Raw genomic sequence first — 16,373 nt, 5'->3', positions numbered from 1 at the left:
GCCTAAAAACAGTCGAAATTGCCGAAAAAGATGTTTCAGGCACTGTCAGGTCTGTAACAGGAAGGTTACCGGGCCATCGTTGACCAGGTGCACCTGCATATCGGCGCCGAATCTACCTGATGCCACAGTGCCATGCACCTGTTTCGCCTGACTCAATAAATAGTCGAACAATTCTTCACCCAGCGCCGGCGGTGCGGCCGTGGAAAAGCTCGGACGCAGACCGCTTTTGGTGTCGGCGGCGAGGGTGAACTGAGAGACCAGCAGCAACCCGCCACCCACATCCGCCAGGGACAGATTCATCTTGCCCTCGGCGTCACTGAATACCCGATAGTTAAGCAGCTTATGCAGAAGTTTGTCGGCGCTGGTACGCGTGTCGTCGGGTTCTACCGCCACCAGCACCAGCAAACCTTGATCGACCGCGCCGACAACCTCGCCGGCGACCTCTACCCGCGCACCGCGTACGCGTTGTAACAGCGCCTTCATGCTTCTTCGAGCGGCAGGTCGAGCAGGCGCTGGGCCATTTTGCTCGCGGCGCGCACCAGCGCATCGGTGATGCCCGGCTCGGATGCGGCGTGGCCGGCGTCGCGGATCACCTGCAATTCGCTGTTCGGCCAGGCCTGGTGCAGTTCCCAAGCGTTGTCGAGCGGGCAGATCACGTCGTAACGACCGTGAATGATCACGCCGGGCAGATGAGCGATCTTGCCCATGTCGCGAATCAACTGGTTCGGCTCAAGGAAGGCGTTGTTGGTGAAGTAGTGGCATTCGATCCGCGCAATCGACAGCGCGCGTTGCGGCTCGGAGAAACGATCGACCACCAGCGGGTTCGGGCGCAGGGTCGCAGTGCGCCCTTCCCAGGTCGACCACGCCTTCGCCGCATGCATCTGGGCGATCTGATCGTTGCCGATCAGGCGTTTGTGGAAAGCGTTGAGCAGGTCGTCGCGCTCGTCCAGCGGGATCGGCGCGATGTAGTCCTGCCAGTAATCGGGGAACAGACGGCTGGCGCCGGCCTGATAGAACCATTCGATTTCCTGCGGACGGCACAGAAAGATCCCGCGCAGAATCAGACCATGGACCCGCTCCGGGTGAGTTTGCGCGTAGGCCAGCGCCAGGGTCGAACCCCAGGAGCCGCCGAACAGCACCCATTTTTCAATGCCCAGGTGTTTGCGGATGCGCTCCAGATCCTCGACCAGATCCCAGGTGGTGTTGTTTTCCAGGCTGGCGTGCGGGGTGGAGCGACCGCAGCCGCGCTGGTCGAAGGTGACGATGCGATACAGATTCGGATCGAAATAGCGTCGGCTCTGGGCGTCACAGCCGGCGCCGGGGCCACCGTGGATGAACACCACCGGTAAACCCTCCGGCGAGCCGCTTTCATCGACGTACAGCGTATGGGTGTCATCGACAGCCAGATCGTGCCGGGCGTGGGGTTTGATCTGCGGAAACAAAGTCTGCATTGCGCGCTCCGTAAGGGGTCGAGGTCATCCCTGGGGGGACTCGTATTATTCTGCCGTTGGGCATCATAAACCCGATTTGCGTCAATGAGCATGCTCCGGGGCCTGATCGTTCCCACGCTCTGCGTGGGAACGATCAAAGATCGCAGCCTTCGGCAGCTCCTGCAGGGGTGCTTCAGGCGTTGTGGTGTTTTTCACCCCAAGCGAGCAGTCCCTGCAGCAATTCCCTGAGCACCACCCGCGTCGGCTCGGCGAGGTCGGCGCGGTAGCGGAACGGCTCGAACTCTTCCATGTAGGTGGACTGGCACAGTTCCAGCTGCACGGCGTGGATGTTCTGCGCCGGGTCGCCGTACTGGCGGGTGATGTGCCCGCCTTTGAAGCGACCGTTGAGCACATGAGTAAACTGCTCGTGCCGCGCGCAGATCACTTCCAGTTCAGCAGCCAGTTGCGGATCACAACTGGCGCCATTGAAGGTGCCGAGGTTGAAGTCCGGCAGTTTGCCGTCGAACAGGTGCGGGATGATCGAGCGGATCGAGTGCGCATCGAACAACAGCGCGTAGCCGAATTCGGCTTTCAATCGCGCCAGTTCTTGCTGCAAGGTGCGATGGTACGGCGTCCAGATCAGCTCCAGATAAGTCGCGCGCTCCTCTTTCGACGGTTCCAGACCTTGCTGAAACAACGGAATACCGTCGAACAACGTCGCCGGATACAACCCGGTGGTCGCCCCGGCATACAACGGCTTGTCGTCGGACGGCCGGTTGAGATCGATGACGAAGCGCGAATACTCAGCCGCCAGGGTACTGGCGCCCAGTTCCTCGGCAAAATCGTAGAGCTGCGGGATATGCCAGTCGGTGTCCGGCAGACTTCTCGCAGCGGGGATCAGCCCGGCCTCGACCATTGGGGTCAGACGCACACCCGCATGGGGCATGCTGATCAGCAGCGGCACACGGCCTTGTTTGAAATTCAGTACCTTGTCCACAACCGTTCTCCTACAGATTCGATTCGACGCCGTGACGCACGACGCGCTTGTCCAGATCGCCACCGAGCCAATAGGCCAGATCCGCCGGACGCTCGATGTCCCACGCCACGAAATCAGCGACCTTGCCGACCTCCAGCGAGCCGTGGGTATCGGCCATGCCCAACGCCTGCGCGGCATGAAGGGTCGCCCCGGCCAGGGCTTCTTCCGGAGTCATGCGAAAACAGGTGCAGGCCATGTTCAGCATCAGGCGCAACGACAGCGCTGGCGAGGTGCCGGGATTGAGGTCGCTGGCGATGGCGATTTTCACCTTGTGTTTGCGCAGCGCGTCCATCGGCGGCAATTGGGTTTCGCGCAGGAAGTAGAACGCGCCCGGTAGCAGCACTGCAACGGTATCGGCGGCGGCCATGGCGATGGCATCGTCCTCGTCCATGAATTCCAGATGATCGGCGGACAAGGCTTTGTAGCGCGCGGCGAGGCTGGAGCCGTGCAGCGAGGACAACTGCTCGGCGTGCAGCTTTACCGGCAGTCCGAGTCGTTGCGCGGCGACGAACACGCGCTCGACCTGCTCCGGCGAAAACGCCAGGTATTCGCAGAACGCATCCACGGCATGGACCAGACCTTCGGCGGCAAGGGGCGGGAGCATCTGCTCGCAGACCAGATCGATGTAATCGTCGGCGCGATCCTTGTACTCCGGTGGCAAGGCGTGCGCCGCCAGGCAAGTGCTGCGCACGCTGATCGGCAGCTCTTCGGCCAGGCGCCGGATGACCCGCAGCAGCTTGCGCTCGTTGGCCAGATCGAGACCGTAGCCCGACTTCATTTCCACCGTGGTCACGCCGTCGCGCATCAGGCTTTTCAGGCGTTTGGCGGCGCTGGCGAACAGCTCGTCCTCAGTGGCTTCGCGAGTGGCGCGCACGGTGCTGGCGATGCCGCCGCCCTGCGCGGCGATCTCGGCATAGCTGACGCCTTGCAGACGCTGCTCGAACTCACCGCTGCGGTTGCCGCCGAACACGGTGTGGGTGTGGCAGTCGATCAGACCGGGGGTGACCCACGCACCCTGCAAATCATTGACCGCCGGGTATTCGCCGGACGGCAATTGAGTGCGTGGGCCGATCCACTCGATCAGCGAGCCGGACGTGACGATCGCGGCATCCTCGATGATCGAATAGACGCCGTTGGCCATGGTTGCGACGTGGCAGTGTTGCCAGAGGGTTTTCATCCCGGTTCCTCTTATAGTGATCGTTCCCACGCTCTGCGTGGGAATGCAGCCCGTGACGCTCCGCGTCACTGGACGCGGAGCGTCCCTTGAGGCGTTCCCACGCAGAGCGTGGGAACGATCAGTGGGTAGGGTTAAAGGCTCGGCAAAAGCTTCGCCGGCACCAGCTCGGTCAAGCACCGCGACGCCAGCAATTGCGTCGCCGCATTGATGTCCGGCGCAAAGAAGCGGTCCTTCTCATAGAACGGCACTTGCTTGCGCAGAATCGCCCGTGCCTGTTCCAGCTTCGGCGAGGTCTTCAGACCGTTGCGCAGATCCAGGCCCTGCACTGCCGCCAGCCATTCCACGGCGAGAATGCCGCGAGTGTTCTCGGCCATTTCCCACAGACGCTTGCCCGCCGCCGGGGCCATCGATACGTGATCTTCCTGGTTGGCCGAGGTCGGCAGGCTGTCCACCGAATGCGGGTGGGACAACGCCTTGTTTTCGCTGGCCAGCGCCGCAGCGGTGACCTGGGCGATCATGAAACCGGAGTTCACCCCGCCATTGGCCACCAGGAACGGCGGCAGTTGCGACATGTGCTTGTCCATCATCAGCGAGATGCGGCGTTCGCTCAGCGAGCCGATTTCTGCGATGGCCAGGGCCATGTTGTCAGCGGCCATGGCCACCGGTTCCGCGTGGAAGTTGCCGCCGGAAATCACGTCGCCTTCAGCGGCGAATACCAGCGGGTTGTCGGAAACCGCGTTGGCTTCGACCGCCAGCACTTCAGCGGCCTGACGGAACTGGGTCAGGCAAGCGCCCATGACTTGCGGTTGGCAGCGCAGCGAGTACGGGTCCTGGACCTTGTCGCAATTCTGGTGCGAGGCGGAGACTTCGCTGCGCTCACCGAGCAGATCGCGGTAGGCCGCAGCGGCATCGATCTGCCCTTTCTGCCCGCGTGCGGCATGAATGCGCGCGTCGAACGGCGAGCGCGAACCGAGCACGGCTTCAACAGTAAGACTGCCCAGCGCCAGGGCACCGGCAAACAGGTCTTCGCCTTCGAATAAACCACGCAGGGCAAAGGCTGTGGAAACCTGAGTACCGTTGAGCAGCGCCAGACCTTCTTTAGCCGCTAACGTCAGCGGCGCCAGGCCGGCGACTTTCAGCGCTTCGGTGGCTTCAAGCCATTCGCCCTTGTAGCGGGCCTTGCCCTCGCCCAGCAGCACCAACGACATGTGCGCCAACGGCGCCAGATCGCCCGACGCACCGACCGAACCTTTCAGCGGAATGTGCGGATAGACCTCGGCATTGATCAGCGCGATCAGCGCATCGATCACCTGCCGACGGATCCCGGAAAAACCCCGGCTGAGGCTGTTGACCTTGAGCACCATGATCAGTCGCACCAGCTCATCGCTGATCGGCTGGCCGACGCCGGCTGCGTGCGAGAGCACCAGCGAACGCTGCAGGTTCTCCAGGTCTTCGCTGGCGATGCGCGTCGAGGCCAGCAGGCCGAAACCGGTGTTGATGCCGTAGGCGGTGCGGTTCTCGGCAAGGATCTGCTCGACGCAGGCGACGCTGGCCTCGATCTGCGCGCTGGCGCTGTTGTCGAGGGTCAGTGTGACCGGGTTCTGATAGACGTCACGCAGTTGGGCCAGGCTCAGTTGGCCGGGGATCAGATTCAGCGCAGTCATTAAAATGCTCCTGTCAGGCATTGTTATTAACTACCAGTCGCTCCGGAGCATTCCGTTATCCGTCGTTTCTCGTCTTGTGAACGATCCACGCCTTGGCACGCTGGTATGGGTAGTTGTCAGTGCAAATTCGGTAGAACGTTGTGCGGCAGATTCGGGTCTTTCAATACGGTCGCAGCGGCAGCGATATCCGGCGCCAGCCAGCGATCCTGATCGTAGGCGGGGACCGTTTCGCGCAGCAGTTTCCACGCGCAGTCAGTGCCCACGCCAAAGCGCTGTTCCTTGAGGAATTCAAACGCCTGCGCCGCCAGCAGGTATTCAATCGCGAGGATCTGCGTGCAGTTTTCCAGCGCACGATGCAGCTTCAGCGCGGCGTTGGTGCCCATGCTCAGGTGATCTTCCTGCAGGCCCGAGGTAATGTAGTTGTCGAGCACCGCCGGTTGCGCCAATTGGCGGTTTTCCGCACACAGCGAGGCGGCGACGTATTGCACGATCATCATCCCCGAGTTGACCCCGGGATTGGCCACCAGAAACGCCGGCAGACCGCTGACGTGCGGATTGACCAAACGGTCCAGACGGCGCTCGGCAATCGAGCCGATTTCGGCCATGGCAATCGCCAGCAGATCCGCAGCCATCGCCACGGATTGACCGTGCGGGTTGGCCTGCGACATCACCCGGAAATTGTCCGGTGTGCCCAGCAGTAACGGGTTGTCGGTGCAGCCGTTGAGTTCGGCTTCGACCTGTTTGATCGCATGCTCCAGTTGATCACGCGCGGCGCCATGCACCTGCGGGATCGAGCGGATGCTCAGCGCATCCTGAGTGCGAATGCCTTTGCTCGCGGCGATCACTTCGCTGCCATCGAGCAAGGCGCGCAGGTTGTTGCCGACCTGCTGCATGCCCGGATGCGGCTTGAGCGCAATGATCTCGGCATCGAAGGCATCGATCTGGCCGCGCTGGGCTTCGAAACTCATCGCACCAATGACATCGGCCCATTGCAGCAACCGCGTGGCATCGGCAATCGCCAGACAACTGAGGCCGGTCATGCACGGCGTGCCGTTGACCAGACACAAGCCATCCTTCGCACCCAGTTGCACTGGTTGCAGGCCCTCTTCGGCCAGCGCCTGTTGCGCCGAAATGATCTGCCCGCGATAACTGACATTGCCAACGCCGAGCAGCGCGATGCCGATGTGCGCCATGTGCGTCAGATAACCCACCGAACCCTGAGACGGAACCTGCGGGGTGATGCCGCGATTGAGCAGCGCCAGCAGCCCTTCGACCACACGTCGATGCAGGCCGGACTTGCCGTGGCTGTAGTTGTGAATCGCGGCGCAGATGATTGCGCGGGTCTGCTCGTCGCTAAGCACCGGGCCGACACCGCAGGCATGGCTGAGCAAGGTGTTGCGCGAGAGTTGGCTGAGCTGTTCGTCCTGCAGCGAGACGTTGGACAAACCGCCCAGACCGGTGTTGACACCATAGGCGCGCTCGCCGCTGGCGACGATGCGCTGAACGATGGCCTGAGCGTTGTCGATGCGCGCCCAGGTGTCGCTGGACAGATCCAGCGGCGCACCGTGACGGGCGACAGCGACCACGTCCTGCCAACGCAGAGGGCTGCCTGTGATAACGATTTTTTCAGCCTGGGACATCTCTAACCTCATACCAATTCTGTTGATGCCGGTAACCCTGTGGTGAGGGGATTTATCCCCTCACCACAACGGCCACTCAGCGTCACACCACCGCCGCCCGCCGCTGTACGAACCGGTCGACATACTCATCCGCCGGCGAGTGCAGGATCTCTCTTGGCGTACCCACCTGGATCAACCGGCCATCCTTGAGAATCGCGATGCGATTGCCGATGCGCACGGCTTCGTCGAGGTCGTGGGTGATGAAGACGATGGTTTTGTGCAGGGTCTTTTGCAGTTCCAGCAACTGGTCCTGCATCTCGGCGCGGATCAGCGGGTCCAGCGCACTGAACGCTTCGTCCATGAGGATGATGTCGGTGTCCGCCGCCAACGCACGGGCGAGGCCGACGCGCTGACGCATGCCACCGGAGAGCTGGTGCGGGTATTTGTTTTCGTAGCCTTTGAGGCCGACGGTGTTGATCCAGTGCAGCGCGCGTTCGGCGCAGACCTGCTTGCTTTCGCCACGGACTTTCAAACCGTAGGCGACGTTATCGAGCACGGTCTTGTGCGGCAGCAGGCCGAAGCTCTGGAACACCATGCTGATCTTGTGCCGACGAAATTCGCGCAGGGCGTCCATGTCGTACTGCAGGATGTCCTCGCCATCGACCAGAATCGCCCCGCTGGTGGGGTCGATCAGGCGATTGAAGTGCCGTACCAGGGTGGATTTGCCCGAGCCGGACAGGCCCATGATCACGAAGATTTCGCCGGTGCCGATGCTCAGCGACAAGTCGTTCACGCCGACCACGCAACCGGTTTCGTTGAGCACCTGATCCTTGCTCTTGCCCTGGCCGACCATGGCCAGCGCGTCCTTGGCGCGGTTGCCGAAAATCTTGAAGACGTTGCGCACTTCGATCTTGCTCACGCTTGCGTTGCTCATTTGCTCACCTCATGGCGTGGCCGACCGTACGCTTGAGTGATGCGGTCGATGACCACCGCGAGAATCACGATCGCCAGCCCGGCTTCGAGACCTCGGCCGACGTTGAGGGTCTGAATCCCCACCAGTACGTCTTCACCGAGGCCACGGGCGCCGATCATCGAGGCGATCACCACCATCGACAGGGCCATCATCGTGGTCTGGTTGATCCCGGCCATGATGCTCGGCAGGGCCAGCGGCAGTTGCACGCCGAACAGTTGCTGCCAGCGGTTGGCGCCGAAGGCATTGATCGCCTCCATGACTTCGCCGTCGACCTGGCGAATACCAAGGTCGGTCAGGCGAATCAGCGGGGGCGCGGCGTATATCACCGTGGCGAAAATCGCCGGCACCTTGCCCAGGCCGAACAGCATCAGCACCGGAATCAGGTAAACGAAACTCGGCATGGTCTGCATGATGTCGAGCAGCGGCATCAGCACCGAACGCAGGCGATTGCTGCGCGCCGAGAGGATCCCCAGCGGGATGCCGATCAGCACCGAAATGATCGTCGCGACCATCATCAGCGCCAGGGTCTGCATGAGCTTGTCCCACAGGCCAACCGCACCCACCAGAAACAGCAAGCCGACAATCACGGCGGTGGTCACCACTTTGCGCGTGGCGTGCCAGGCGATGACACCGACGATTGCCAGCATCAACCACCACGGCGCCGCACGCAGCAAACCTTCGAGGCTGACAATGGCCCACAGCAGCGTGTCGGAGATATGCCGGAACACGTCGCCGTAGTTGGTCACCAGCGAATCGACCCAACCGTTGACCCAGTCGGCGATGGAAAAGGTAAAGCTTTCGGGAAACATAAGGGACTCTCAATCAAGGGGTTGCGATCAAGCGTCCGGCTGCCGTGCTGGCAGCCGGGAAACCTGACCTACAAGGCCGCGTCGATTTTCTTGGCTGCGTCGTCGCTCACCCATGCGTGCCAGACTTCAGGATGTTCCTTGAGGAAGATTTTCGCCAGTTTTGCCGACTCGATACGTTCCTTGGCCATGCGGCCGAGGTTCTGATTGAGCAGGTCGATCGGCAGGTTGACCTTTTCCAGCACGGCGACCAGTTCCGGGGCTTCGTCGTGGAAGGTTTTCGACAGGCCGACCTTGATGCTGACGGTCTTGTCGACGCCGGGTTTCTCTTCCAGTTTGACTGCATCTATCTGGCCCATCAGCGGGGTCGGCGACCAGTAGTAGAAGAGGATCGGCTCACCACGCTTGTAGCTCGACAGCACCGCCGCATCCAGCGCAGGTCCGGTGCCCGGACGGAAGTTGGTGTAGCTGTTTTCCAGACCGTAGCTCTTGAGCATTTCGCTGTTGTCGAGCTCGCAGGTCCAGCCGGCCGGGCAGTTATAGAAACGGCCCTTGGACGGCTCTTCAGCGTCCTTGAACACGGCGGAATACTTGCCCAGATCAGCGATGTTTTTCAGGTCCGGGGCTTTCGCCTCGAGCTTGCGCTTGGCGTCGCCTTCGATCACGTAACGCGGCACGTACCAGCCTTCGACAGCGCCCACCACCGGTGCACCGACGCCGACGACCTTGCCGGCCTTCTCGGCCTTGTTCCAGACCTCGCTGCGGCCGACCCACTCTTCGGCAAACACTTGAATATCGTTGCTGCTCAGGGCGTTTTCCATGGTGATGGAATTGCCCGGCAAGCTGTCGGTCTTGCAGCCGTAACCTTTCTCCAGCACCACTTGCAGCACGTCGGTCAGGAGCATGCCGCTTTCCCAGTTCAGCCCGGCGAATTTCACCGGTTTGCCCGATTCGCACCAGCCGGCGGCTTGCGTCGCACCGACACTGGCCAACAGGCCCATGGACAGCAATGTGGTCAGCAGGGTCTTGTTCGATTTCATTGTCGTGACGCTCCTAATCATGAATGGGCTTACGGCAGTTCAAGAGGCATCCAGCCTGGTCCACGTCCAGATCAGGCCTGCGCCGCAGCGCGACCGGCCCCGCTCGTTTTTGCTTGTTGGGTGCTGTTCTGCTCGACCGGCAGAATCAGGCGATCGGGCACGGTGCTGTGCCATTTCTTTGCGCAGCAGTAATAGACGGCGGCCGGCAGCACCAGGCCGATGATCCAGGAAATGTCGACATCGCCCAGAGCTGCCACCAGCGGCCCGGTGTAGAACTTGGTCGAGATGAATGGCAACTGCACCAACACGCCGAACACGTAGACGCTGATACCGAGCAGGTTCCAGCGGCCGTAGCGGCCGTTCGGATCGGCCAGCGCCGGCACGTCGTAACGCTCGCGGGTGATGCCGTAGTAGTCGACCAGATTGATCGCGCTCCACGGGGTGAAGAAGGCGAGCAGAAACAGGATGAACGACTTGAACGCACCGAGGAACGAGTGCTGCCCGAGCAGGGCAATCAGGGTTGCCGCGCCGACGATGAACAGCACGAACACCAGGCGCTGCATGCGGGTAACCGTCAGGTGCCCTTTGAAGCCACTGATGATGGTGGCGATGCACATGAAGCTGCCGTAGGAGTTCAGCGTCGAAATGGTCACCTTGCCGAACGCGATGCTGAAATACAGCAGCGCGGCGGTGGCGCCGGTGCCGCCCAAACCAACGATGTAAGCGACTTCGTGACCGGCGAATTGACCATTGGCCGAAGCGGCGGCAAATACACCGAGAATCATCGCGACTTGCGCGCCGATCACTGAACCTGCGCCAGCGGCGAAAAAGGTTTTCACCGATGAAGTGGCGCTCGGCAGGTAACGCGAGTAGTCCGCTACATACGGGCCGAAAGCGATCTGCCAGGACGCCGCCAACGACACCGCCAGCAGAAAACTGCTCCAGCTGAAATGACGAATCTGCAGGAGCGCACCAACGTCGGTCTGGCTCATCAGCCGCCAGAACAGGAACACAAAAGCGATCACGCCAATCATGCTGGCGACGCGGCCGATCCAGTGGATTACCCGATAACCGAGCACCGTGACCAGCACGATGACACTGGCGAAAATCAGGATGCCAACACTGTCGCTGACACCGAACAACTGCCCCAGCGCCTGCCCGGAGAGCACCGTTCCGGTGGCGGTGAAGCCGAGGTACATCAGGCACACCAGCACGATCGGAATCGCAGCGCCATAAACGCCGAATTGCACACGGCTGGAGATCATCTGCGGCAAGCCCAGTTTCGGTCCCTGCGCGGCATGCAGCGCCATCACACCACCGCCGAGCAGTTGGCCGATCAAAAGACCGATCAACGACCAGAACACATCACCGCCAAGTACCACCGCCAAGGCCCCGGTGACGATCGCGGTGATCTGCAGGTTGGCGCCCATCCACAGGGTGAACTGACTGAACAGACGACCGTGTCTTTCCGCTTCCGGGATGTAGTCGATCGAACGCCTTTCGATCAACGGTGTACTGCCTGCACGTTCGGTGTTAAACGCCATGATTCAACCTCTGTGGATTGCTGTTCGGGTTGGTTCGCACACCTGTAGGAGCTGTCGAGTGAAACGAGGCTGCGATCTCTTGATCTTAAAAACCAACATCAAAAGATCGCAGCCTTCGGCAGCTCCTACAGTGCTTTTGCGTTATTTACCGGTGATCATCGGCAGATTCAGCCCCTGCTCTTTCGCGCAGTCGATGGCGATCTGGTAACCGGCATCGGCGTGGCGCATGACGCCAGTCGCCGGGTCGTTGTGCAGCACGCGAGCGATGCGCTCGGCGGCTTCGTCAGTACCGTCGCAGACGATCACCATGCCCGAATGCTGCGAGAAGCCCATGCCGACACCGCCGCCGTGGTGCAAGGAGACCCAGGTCGCGCCGCTGGCGGTGTTCAGCAGTGCGTTGAGCAGCGGCCAATCGGACACGGCGTCGGAGCCGTCCTGCATCGATTCGGTTTCGCGGTTCGGGCTGGCCACCGAGCCGGAGTCGAGGTGATCGCGACCGATCACCACCGGGGCCGACAGCTCACCGCTACGGACCATTTCGTTGAAGGCCAGACCGAGCTTGGCGCGCTGGCCCAAACCGACCCAGCAGATACGCGCCGGCAGACCCTGGAAGCTGATGCGCTCGCGGGCCATGTCCAGCCAGTTGTGCAAATGCGCGTCGTCGGGGATCAGCTCTTTGACCTTGGCGTCGGTTTTGTAGATGTCCTGTGGATCACCCGACAGCGCCGCCCAACGGAACGGGCCGATGCCACGGCAGAACAGCGGACGGATGTAGGCCGGCACGAAGCCCGGGAAATCGAAAGCGTTTTCGACGCCTTCTTCCTGAGCCATCTGACGGATGTTGTTGCCGTAGTCGAAGGTCGGGATGCCCTGCTTCTGGAACTCCAGCATGGCTTTCACATGCACCGCCATCGACTGCTTGGCGGCTTTGATCACAGCGGCTGGTTCGGTCTTGGCGCGGGCGCGGTATTCGTCCCAGCTCCAGCCAGCCGGCAGGTAGCCGTTGAGCGGATCGTGGGCGCTGGTCTGGTCGGTGACCATGTCCGGGCGCACGCCGCGCTTGACCAGTTCCGGCAGGATTTCCGCCGCGTTGCCGAGCAGGGCGATGGAAATCGCTTTGCCTTCTTTGGTGTATTTGTCGATGCGCGCCAGAGCGTCGTCGAGGTCTTTGGCTTGCTCATCGACGTAACGGCTTTTCAGGCGGAAATCGATGCTGACCTGCTGGCATTCGATGTTCAGCGAGCAGGCGCCGGCCAGGGTGGCGGCCAGCGGTTGCGCGCCGCCCATGCCACCGAGGCCGGCGGTGAGGACCCAGCGGCCCTTGAGGTCGGCGTTGTAATGCTGGCGCCCGGCCTCGACGAAGGTTTCGTAGGTGCCCTGAACGATGCCTTGGCTGCCGATGTAGATCCAGCTGCCGGCGGTCATCTGGCCGTACATGGCCAGGCCTTTGGCGTCGAGTTCGTTGAAGTGTTCCCAGCTCGCCCAGTGCGGCACCAGGTTGGAGTTGGCGATCAGCACGCGCGGCGCGTTGCTATGAGTCTTGAATACGCCGACCGGCTTGCCCGATTGCACCAGCAGGGTTTCGTCGTCGTTCAGGTTGGTCAGGCTTTCGACGATCTTGTCGTAGCACTCCCAGTTGCGCGCCGCGCGACCGATGCCACCGTAGACCACCAGTTCTTTCGGGTTCTCGGCGACTTCCGGGTCGAGGTTGTTCATCAGCATGCGCAGCGGCGCTTCAGTCAGCCAGCTCTTGGCGGTCAGCGTGTTACCGCGTGCGGCGCGGATCTGCACGTCACGAAACTTGTTGCTGTTCTGGGTATTGTCAGTCACGAAAAAGACTCCTCAGCGATCAATTCAAACCAACCCTGGCAGTGGGCAGCAGCCTGCGCGCTGTGCTGCGCGACAAGCGAATCAGTGGACGCTGCGGAGAGTCTCGACCGACTCATACGCATACGTCTTTACTTGTACATACAAGCATATGCAATCAAGCGGCCAACTTGTTGAAGGAGTGTTCAGGAAAAATCACGGGCATGGCTGGAGAGCGCCTGAATCGAGGGTTCTGGCGTGGATGAAATTTTCCGGGAGGAGATTCTGAGGAGATGCGGCTAGGCCAAGTGAGCGTGGTTTTGCGCCACGCTGGGGCGTTCGGTAACAAGTTGGTGCGTGGAGGGAAACAAGAGTGGGGTTGGCTTTTGTGGCGAGGGGATTTATCCCCGCTGGGCTGCGCAGCAGACCGCTTTTCTAATCAAGAATGGGGCCGCTTCGCGACCCAGCGGGGATAAATCCCCTCGCCACAGGGGTCAGTTTTGGAGAAGTTCGACTATGCAGCAAGCGCCATGGGTGGAGACTTCGACCAGCCCACTGTTACCGTCCAGTTGCAGGCAATCATGCCGACCGAGCTGCGAAACGCCGTCGCCAACACGCACGTCCATCAGCTCACTGACACTGAACACCAGCAGCGTCGATGCCGAGCTGAAAAACCGCTGCTCACCGTCCAGCCACTGCAATCGCGCGCTGTAACGTTGCGGCGCGTAGATCAGATTGAAGTCGCGAATCGCACCGCCGAGCAAGGTGCAGGACACTTGGCTTTCGCCGCTGAAAGCAAACGGGTCCAGGGGTAACAATGGCCGGGTATCGTCACCGTCGACGCACAGGGTCATGCCGTCGCCCTGCAACACGGTGATCACTCGCTGGTAACCGGCGAATGTCGAGAAACCGCCGGATTCGGTGATGTCGGCAATCGACAGGCGCCAGCCGAAACCGTCCAGGCCAGTGCCGGCATCACGAGTGATTTCCTCGGTGCTGCCGCCGCCGTTTTTCCACGGCATGCGCGGGTAGCCTTCAGCGCGTAGAACCTTCACTTGATAATTCATTTATGAAAGCGCCCTTCCAGACGATGGCGGGAACCGGGGTGGATCAAACGCGCCGCCGTCACCGGTTGACGCCCCGACCAGGTTCGCCGGCGAATCAGCAGGCACGGCTCGCCCTTTTCGATCTGCAGCAGCTTGCACTCCGACGGCTCGGCAAGAATCGCTTCGACCACGTGCTCGCCCTCGGTCAGCGGCGCGACCTGGTTGAGATAGGCATAAGGCGTTTGCAGGGTGAAATCCTGCTTGAGGTATTCCGGCGCGACCAGGGCGTTGACGAAACGGTCTTCGATTTGCACCGGAATGCCGTTTTCGTAATGCACGATCAGCGAGTGGAAGACCTTCTGACCTTCGCGCATGTCCAGCGCCAGCGCGCGTTCGGAGCCGGCAGCTTCTTCTTCGAGGGTGATGACCTGGCAGGTGTGGCGATGGCCGCGCGAGGCGATTTCATCGGCGATGTTGTGCACTTCGAACAGCGCAGACTGGCTCTTCGGTTCGGCGACAAACGTACCCACGCCTTGCATGCGCACCAGCAGGCCGTCGGCGGTCATCTCGCGCAGGGCGCGGTTGATGGTCATGCGGCTGAAGCCGAGCTGGCTGACCAGTTCGCTTTCGGACGGCACGCGGTAGTGCGGCGGCCAGTTACCGCTGTCGATCTGCTGGGTGATCATCTGTTTGACGCGGGCGTACAAGGGCGCCGGACTGTCGCCCATGTTCGCGGCCAACGGAGAAACTGGAGGCGGAGTCGGCACGGTTGATCCCTGTTCATTGGATGAAAGTGACTAGCTTGCCGGAGTTTACCGGGCAGGCAAACGTCTGTATATGTATATACAAATAACACACGATGGGGTGCCGAACGATGTCCGCCTTCTTTGCCGAACGCGCACTGCTGCCTAACGGATGGGCCAACAATGTACGTCTCGAGGTCAGCGCCGATGGCTTGTTGACCCGAATCCAGGCCGATTCCAGCGCAGACGGCGCCGAACGCCTGCGCGGGCCGTTGCTGCCGGGAATGCCCAACCTGCACTCTCACGCCTTCCAGCGCGCCATGGCTGGATTGGCCGAAGTGGCCGGCAACCCCAACGACAGTTTCTGGACCTGGCGCGATCTGATGTACCGCCTCGTCGGAAAAATCAGCCCCGATCAGCTCGGCATCATCGCCCGTCAGCTGTACATCGAAATGCTCAAGTCCGGTTACACCTCGGTCGCCGAATTTCACTACGTGCACCACGACAGCAACGGCCAACCGTACGCCGATCCGGCGGAACTGGCGTTGCGCATCAGCCAGGCCGCCAGCGAAAGCGGTATCGGTCTGACCCTGCTGCCAGTGCTCTACAGTCATTCCGGTTTCGGCGGGCAGACGCCAAATGATGGCCAGCGTCGCTTTATCAACAGCACTGAGAACTATCTGAATCTGCAAGCGCGTTTGCAGCCTTTACTGGCGCAGCAAAAGGCGCAGTCGCTGGGCCTGTGTTTCCACTCGTTGCGTGCGGTGACGCCGCAGCAGATCAGCGAAGTGTTGGCGGCCAGTGACAAACAATGCCCGGTGCACATCCACATCGCCGAGCAGCAGAAAGAAGTCGACGATTGCCTGAGCTGGAGCGGTCGCCGTCCGTTGCAATGGCTCTACGAGAACGCTGAAGTCGATCAGCGCTGGTGTCTGGTCCACGCCACCCACGCCAACCCGGAAGAAGTCACGCTGATGGCCAACAGTCGCGCGATCGCCGGGCTGTGCCTGACCACTGAAGCGAATCTGGGTGACGGGATTTTCCCGGCGGTGGACTTTCTTGCCCAGGGCGGGCGCATGGGCATTGGCTCCGACAGCCATGTGTCGCTGAGCGTGGTGGAAGAATTGCGCTGGCTGGAATATGGCCAGCGCCTGCGTGATCAGCGGCGCAATCGCTTGTATGGCGGGGACCAGCCGATGGTCGGCCGCACGCTGTATGACGCGGCGCTGGACGGCGGCGCGCAGGCGCTGGGTCAGCCGATCGGCGCGTTGGAAGTGGGCAAGCGCGCGGACTGGATTGTCCTCGATGGCAACGATCCGTATCTAGCGACGGCCAATGGCGACGGGATTCTGAACCGCTGGTTGTTCGCCGGCGGCGATCGCCAGGTGCGCGATGTGCTGGTCAATGGTCAGTGGGTGGTGCGCGATGGCCGGCATGCCGGCGAAGAGCACAGCGCCCGAGCCTTCACCCGGGTCCTGCGCGATCTTTT

Annotated in this window: 14 protein-coding genes; 1 reads left to right on the top strand and 13 read right to left on the bottom strand. The window is 61.5% G+C overall.

From position 1 onward, the window contains the following. Nucleotides 1–45 precede the first annotated feature (45 nt). From dtd to hutC, 13 genes are all read right to left on the bottom strand, one after another. The gene (gene dtd / locus D8U60_RS16265) at nt 46–483 is read right to left on the bottom strand and encodes a D-aminoacyl-tRNA deacylase (protein ID WP_122601419.1); all 438 of its coding nucleotides are present in this window, start codon (nt 481–483) and stop codon (nt 46–48) included. Then, the gene (gene pip, locus D8U60_RS16260; RefSeq protein ID WP_024011249.1) at nt 480–1,451 is read right to left on the bottom strand and encodes a prolyl aminopeptidase; all 972 of its coding nucleotides are present in this window, start codon (nt 1,449–1,451) and stop codon (nt 480–482) included. The genes dtd and pip overlap by 4 nt, the downstream gene beginning before the upstream one ends. Before the next feature lie 172 nt (nt 1,452–1,623). Beyond that, entirely contained in the window at nt 1,624–2,427 is an 804-nt protein-coding gene (hutG, locus tag D8U60_RS16255) for an N-formylglutamate deformylase (RefSeq protein WP_130900487.1), read from the bottom strand. A 10-nt stretch (nt 2,428–2,437) separates the two neighbouring features. Next, nucleotides 2,438–3,643, bottom strand: a complete 1,206-nt coding sequence (hutI, locus tag D8U60_RS16250) for an imidazolonepropionase (RefSeq protein WP_130900486.1) — start codon at nt 3,641–3,643, stop codon at nt 2,438–2,440. Between the two features lie 131 nt (nt 3,644–3,774). Further along, nucleotides 3,775–5,307, bottom strand: coding sequence for a histidine ammonia-lyase (hutH, locus tag D8U60_RS16245; RefSeq protein ID WP_130900485.1), 1,533 nt, complete (start codon nt 5,305–5,307; stop codon nt 3,775–3,777). A 116-nt stretch (nt 5,308–5,423) separates the two neighbouring features. Further along, entirely contained in the window at nt 5,424–6,947 is a 1,524-nt protein-coding gene (gene hutH / locus D8U60_RS16240) for a histidine ammonia-lyase (protein WP_122881249.1), read from the bottom strand. Nucleotides 6,948–7,029: 82 nt separating this feature from the next. Next, nucleotides 7,030–7,860 carry a glycine betaine/L-proline ABC transporter ATP-binding protein gene (locus tag D8U60_RS16235; protein WP_016772086.1) on the bottom strand — a complete coding sequence of 277 codons (831 nt, stop codon included), beginning with the start codon at nt 7,858–7,860 and terminating at the stop codon, nt 7,030–7,032. Beyond that, nucleotides 7,857–8,708 (bottom strand): proline/glycine betaine ABC transporter permease, encoded by an 852-nt coding sequence (locus D8U60_RS16230; RefSeq protein WP_016772087.1) that lies wholly within the window; start codon nt 8,706–8,708, stop codon nt 7,857–7,859. The genes D8U60_RS16235 and D8U60_RS16230 overlap by 4 nt, the downstream gene beginning before the upstream one ends. A 68-nt stretch (nt 8,709–8,776) precedes the next feature. Then, a complete protein-coding gene (locus tag D8U60_RS16225) occupies nt 8,777–9,745 on the bottom strand; it encodes an ABC transporter substrate-binding protein (RefSeq protein WP_016772088.1) in 969 nt (322 codons plus the stop codon). A 71-nt stretch (nt 9,746–9,816) separates the two neighbouring features. Beyond that, complete coding sequence (locus D8U60_RS16220; protein ID WP_130900484.1) at nt 9,817–11,289, bottom strand: cytosine permease; 1,473 nt, start codon at nt 11,287–11,289, stop codon at nt 9,817–9,819. Between the two features lie 141 nt (nt 11,290–11,430). Then, the gene (hutU, locus tag D8U60_RS16215) at nt 11,431–13,119 is read right to left on the bottom strand and encodes a urocanate hydratase (RefSeq protein WP_071174124.1); all 1,689 of its coding nucleotides are present in this window, start codon (nt 13,117–13,119) and stop codon (nt 11,431–11,433) included. A 470-nt stretch (nt 13,120–13,589) separates the two neighbouring features. After that, nucleotides 13,590–14,162: a HutD family protein gene (locus D8U60_RS16210; RefSeq protein WP_016772091.1), complete on the bottom strand. Its 573-nt coding sequence runs from the start codon at nt 14,160–14,162 to the stop codon at nt 13,590–13,592. Then, the gene (gene hutC / locus D8U60_RS16205; protein WP_162999786.1) at nt 14,159–14,869 is read right to left on the bottom strand and encodes a histidine utilization repressor; all 711 of its coding nucleotides are present in this window, start codon (nt 14,867–14,869) and stop codon (nt 14,159–14,161) included. Before hutC ends, D8U60_RS16210 begins: the two co-directional genes overlap by 4 nt. 146 nt (nt 14,870–15,015) lie before the next feature. On the opposite strand from hutC, the gene D8U60_RS16200 reads away from it, so the two are divergent. Further along, the coding region (locus D8U60_RS16200; RefSeq protein WP_130900491.1) for a formimidoylglutamate deiminase at nt 15,016–16,373 on the top strand (1,358 nt) is incomplete at its 3' end.

Source organism: Pseudomonas sp. Sample_11 (assembly GCF_004307505.1).
In the GTDB taxonomy this organism is placed as follows: domain Bacteria; phylum Pseudomonadota; class Gammaproteobacteria; order Pseudomonadales; family Pseudomonadaceae; genus Aquipseudomonas; species Aquipseudomonas atacamensis.
Note: the sequence above shows the minus strand (reverse complement) of the source record. Positions and strands in the feature narration are given on the sequence as shown.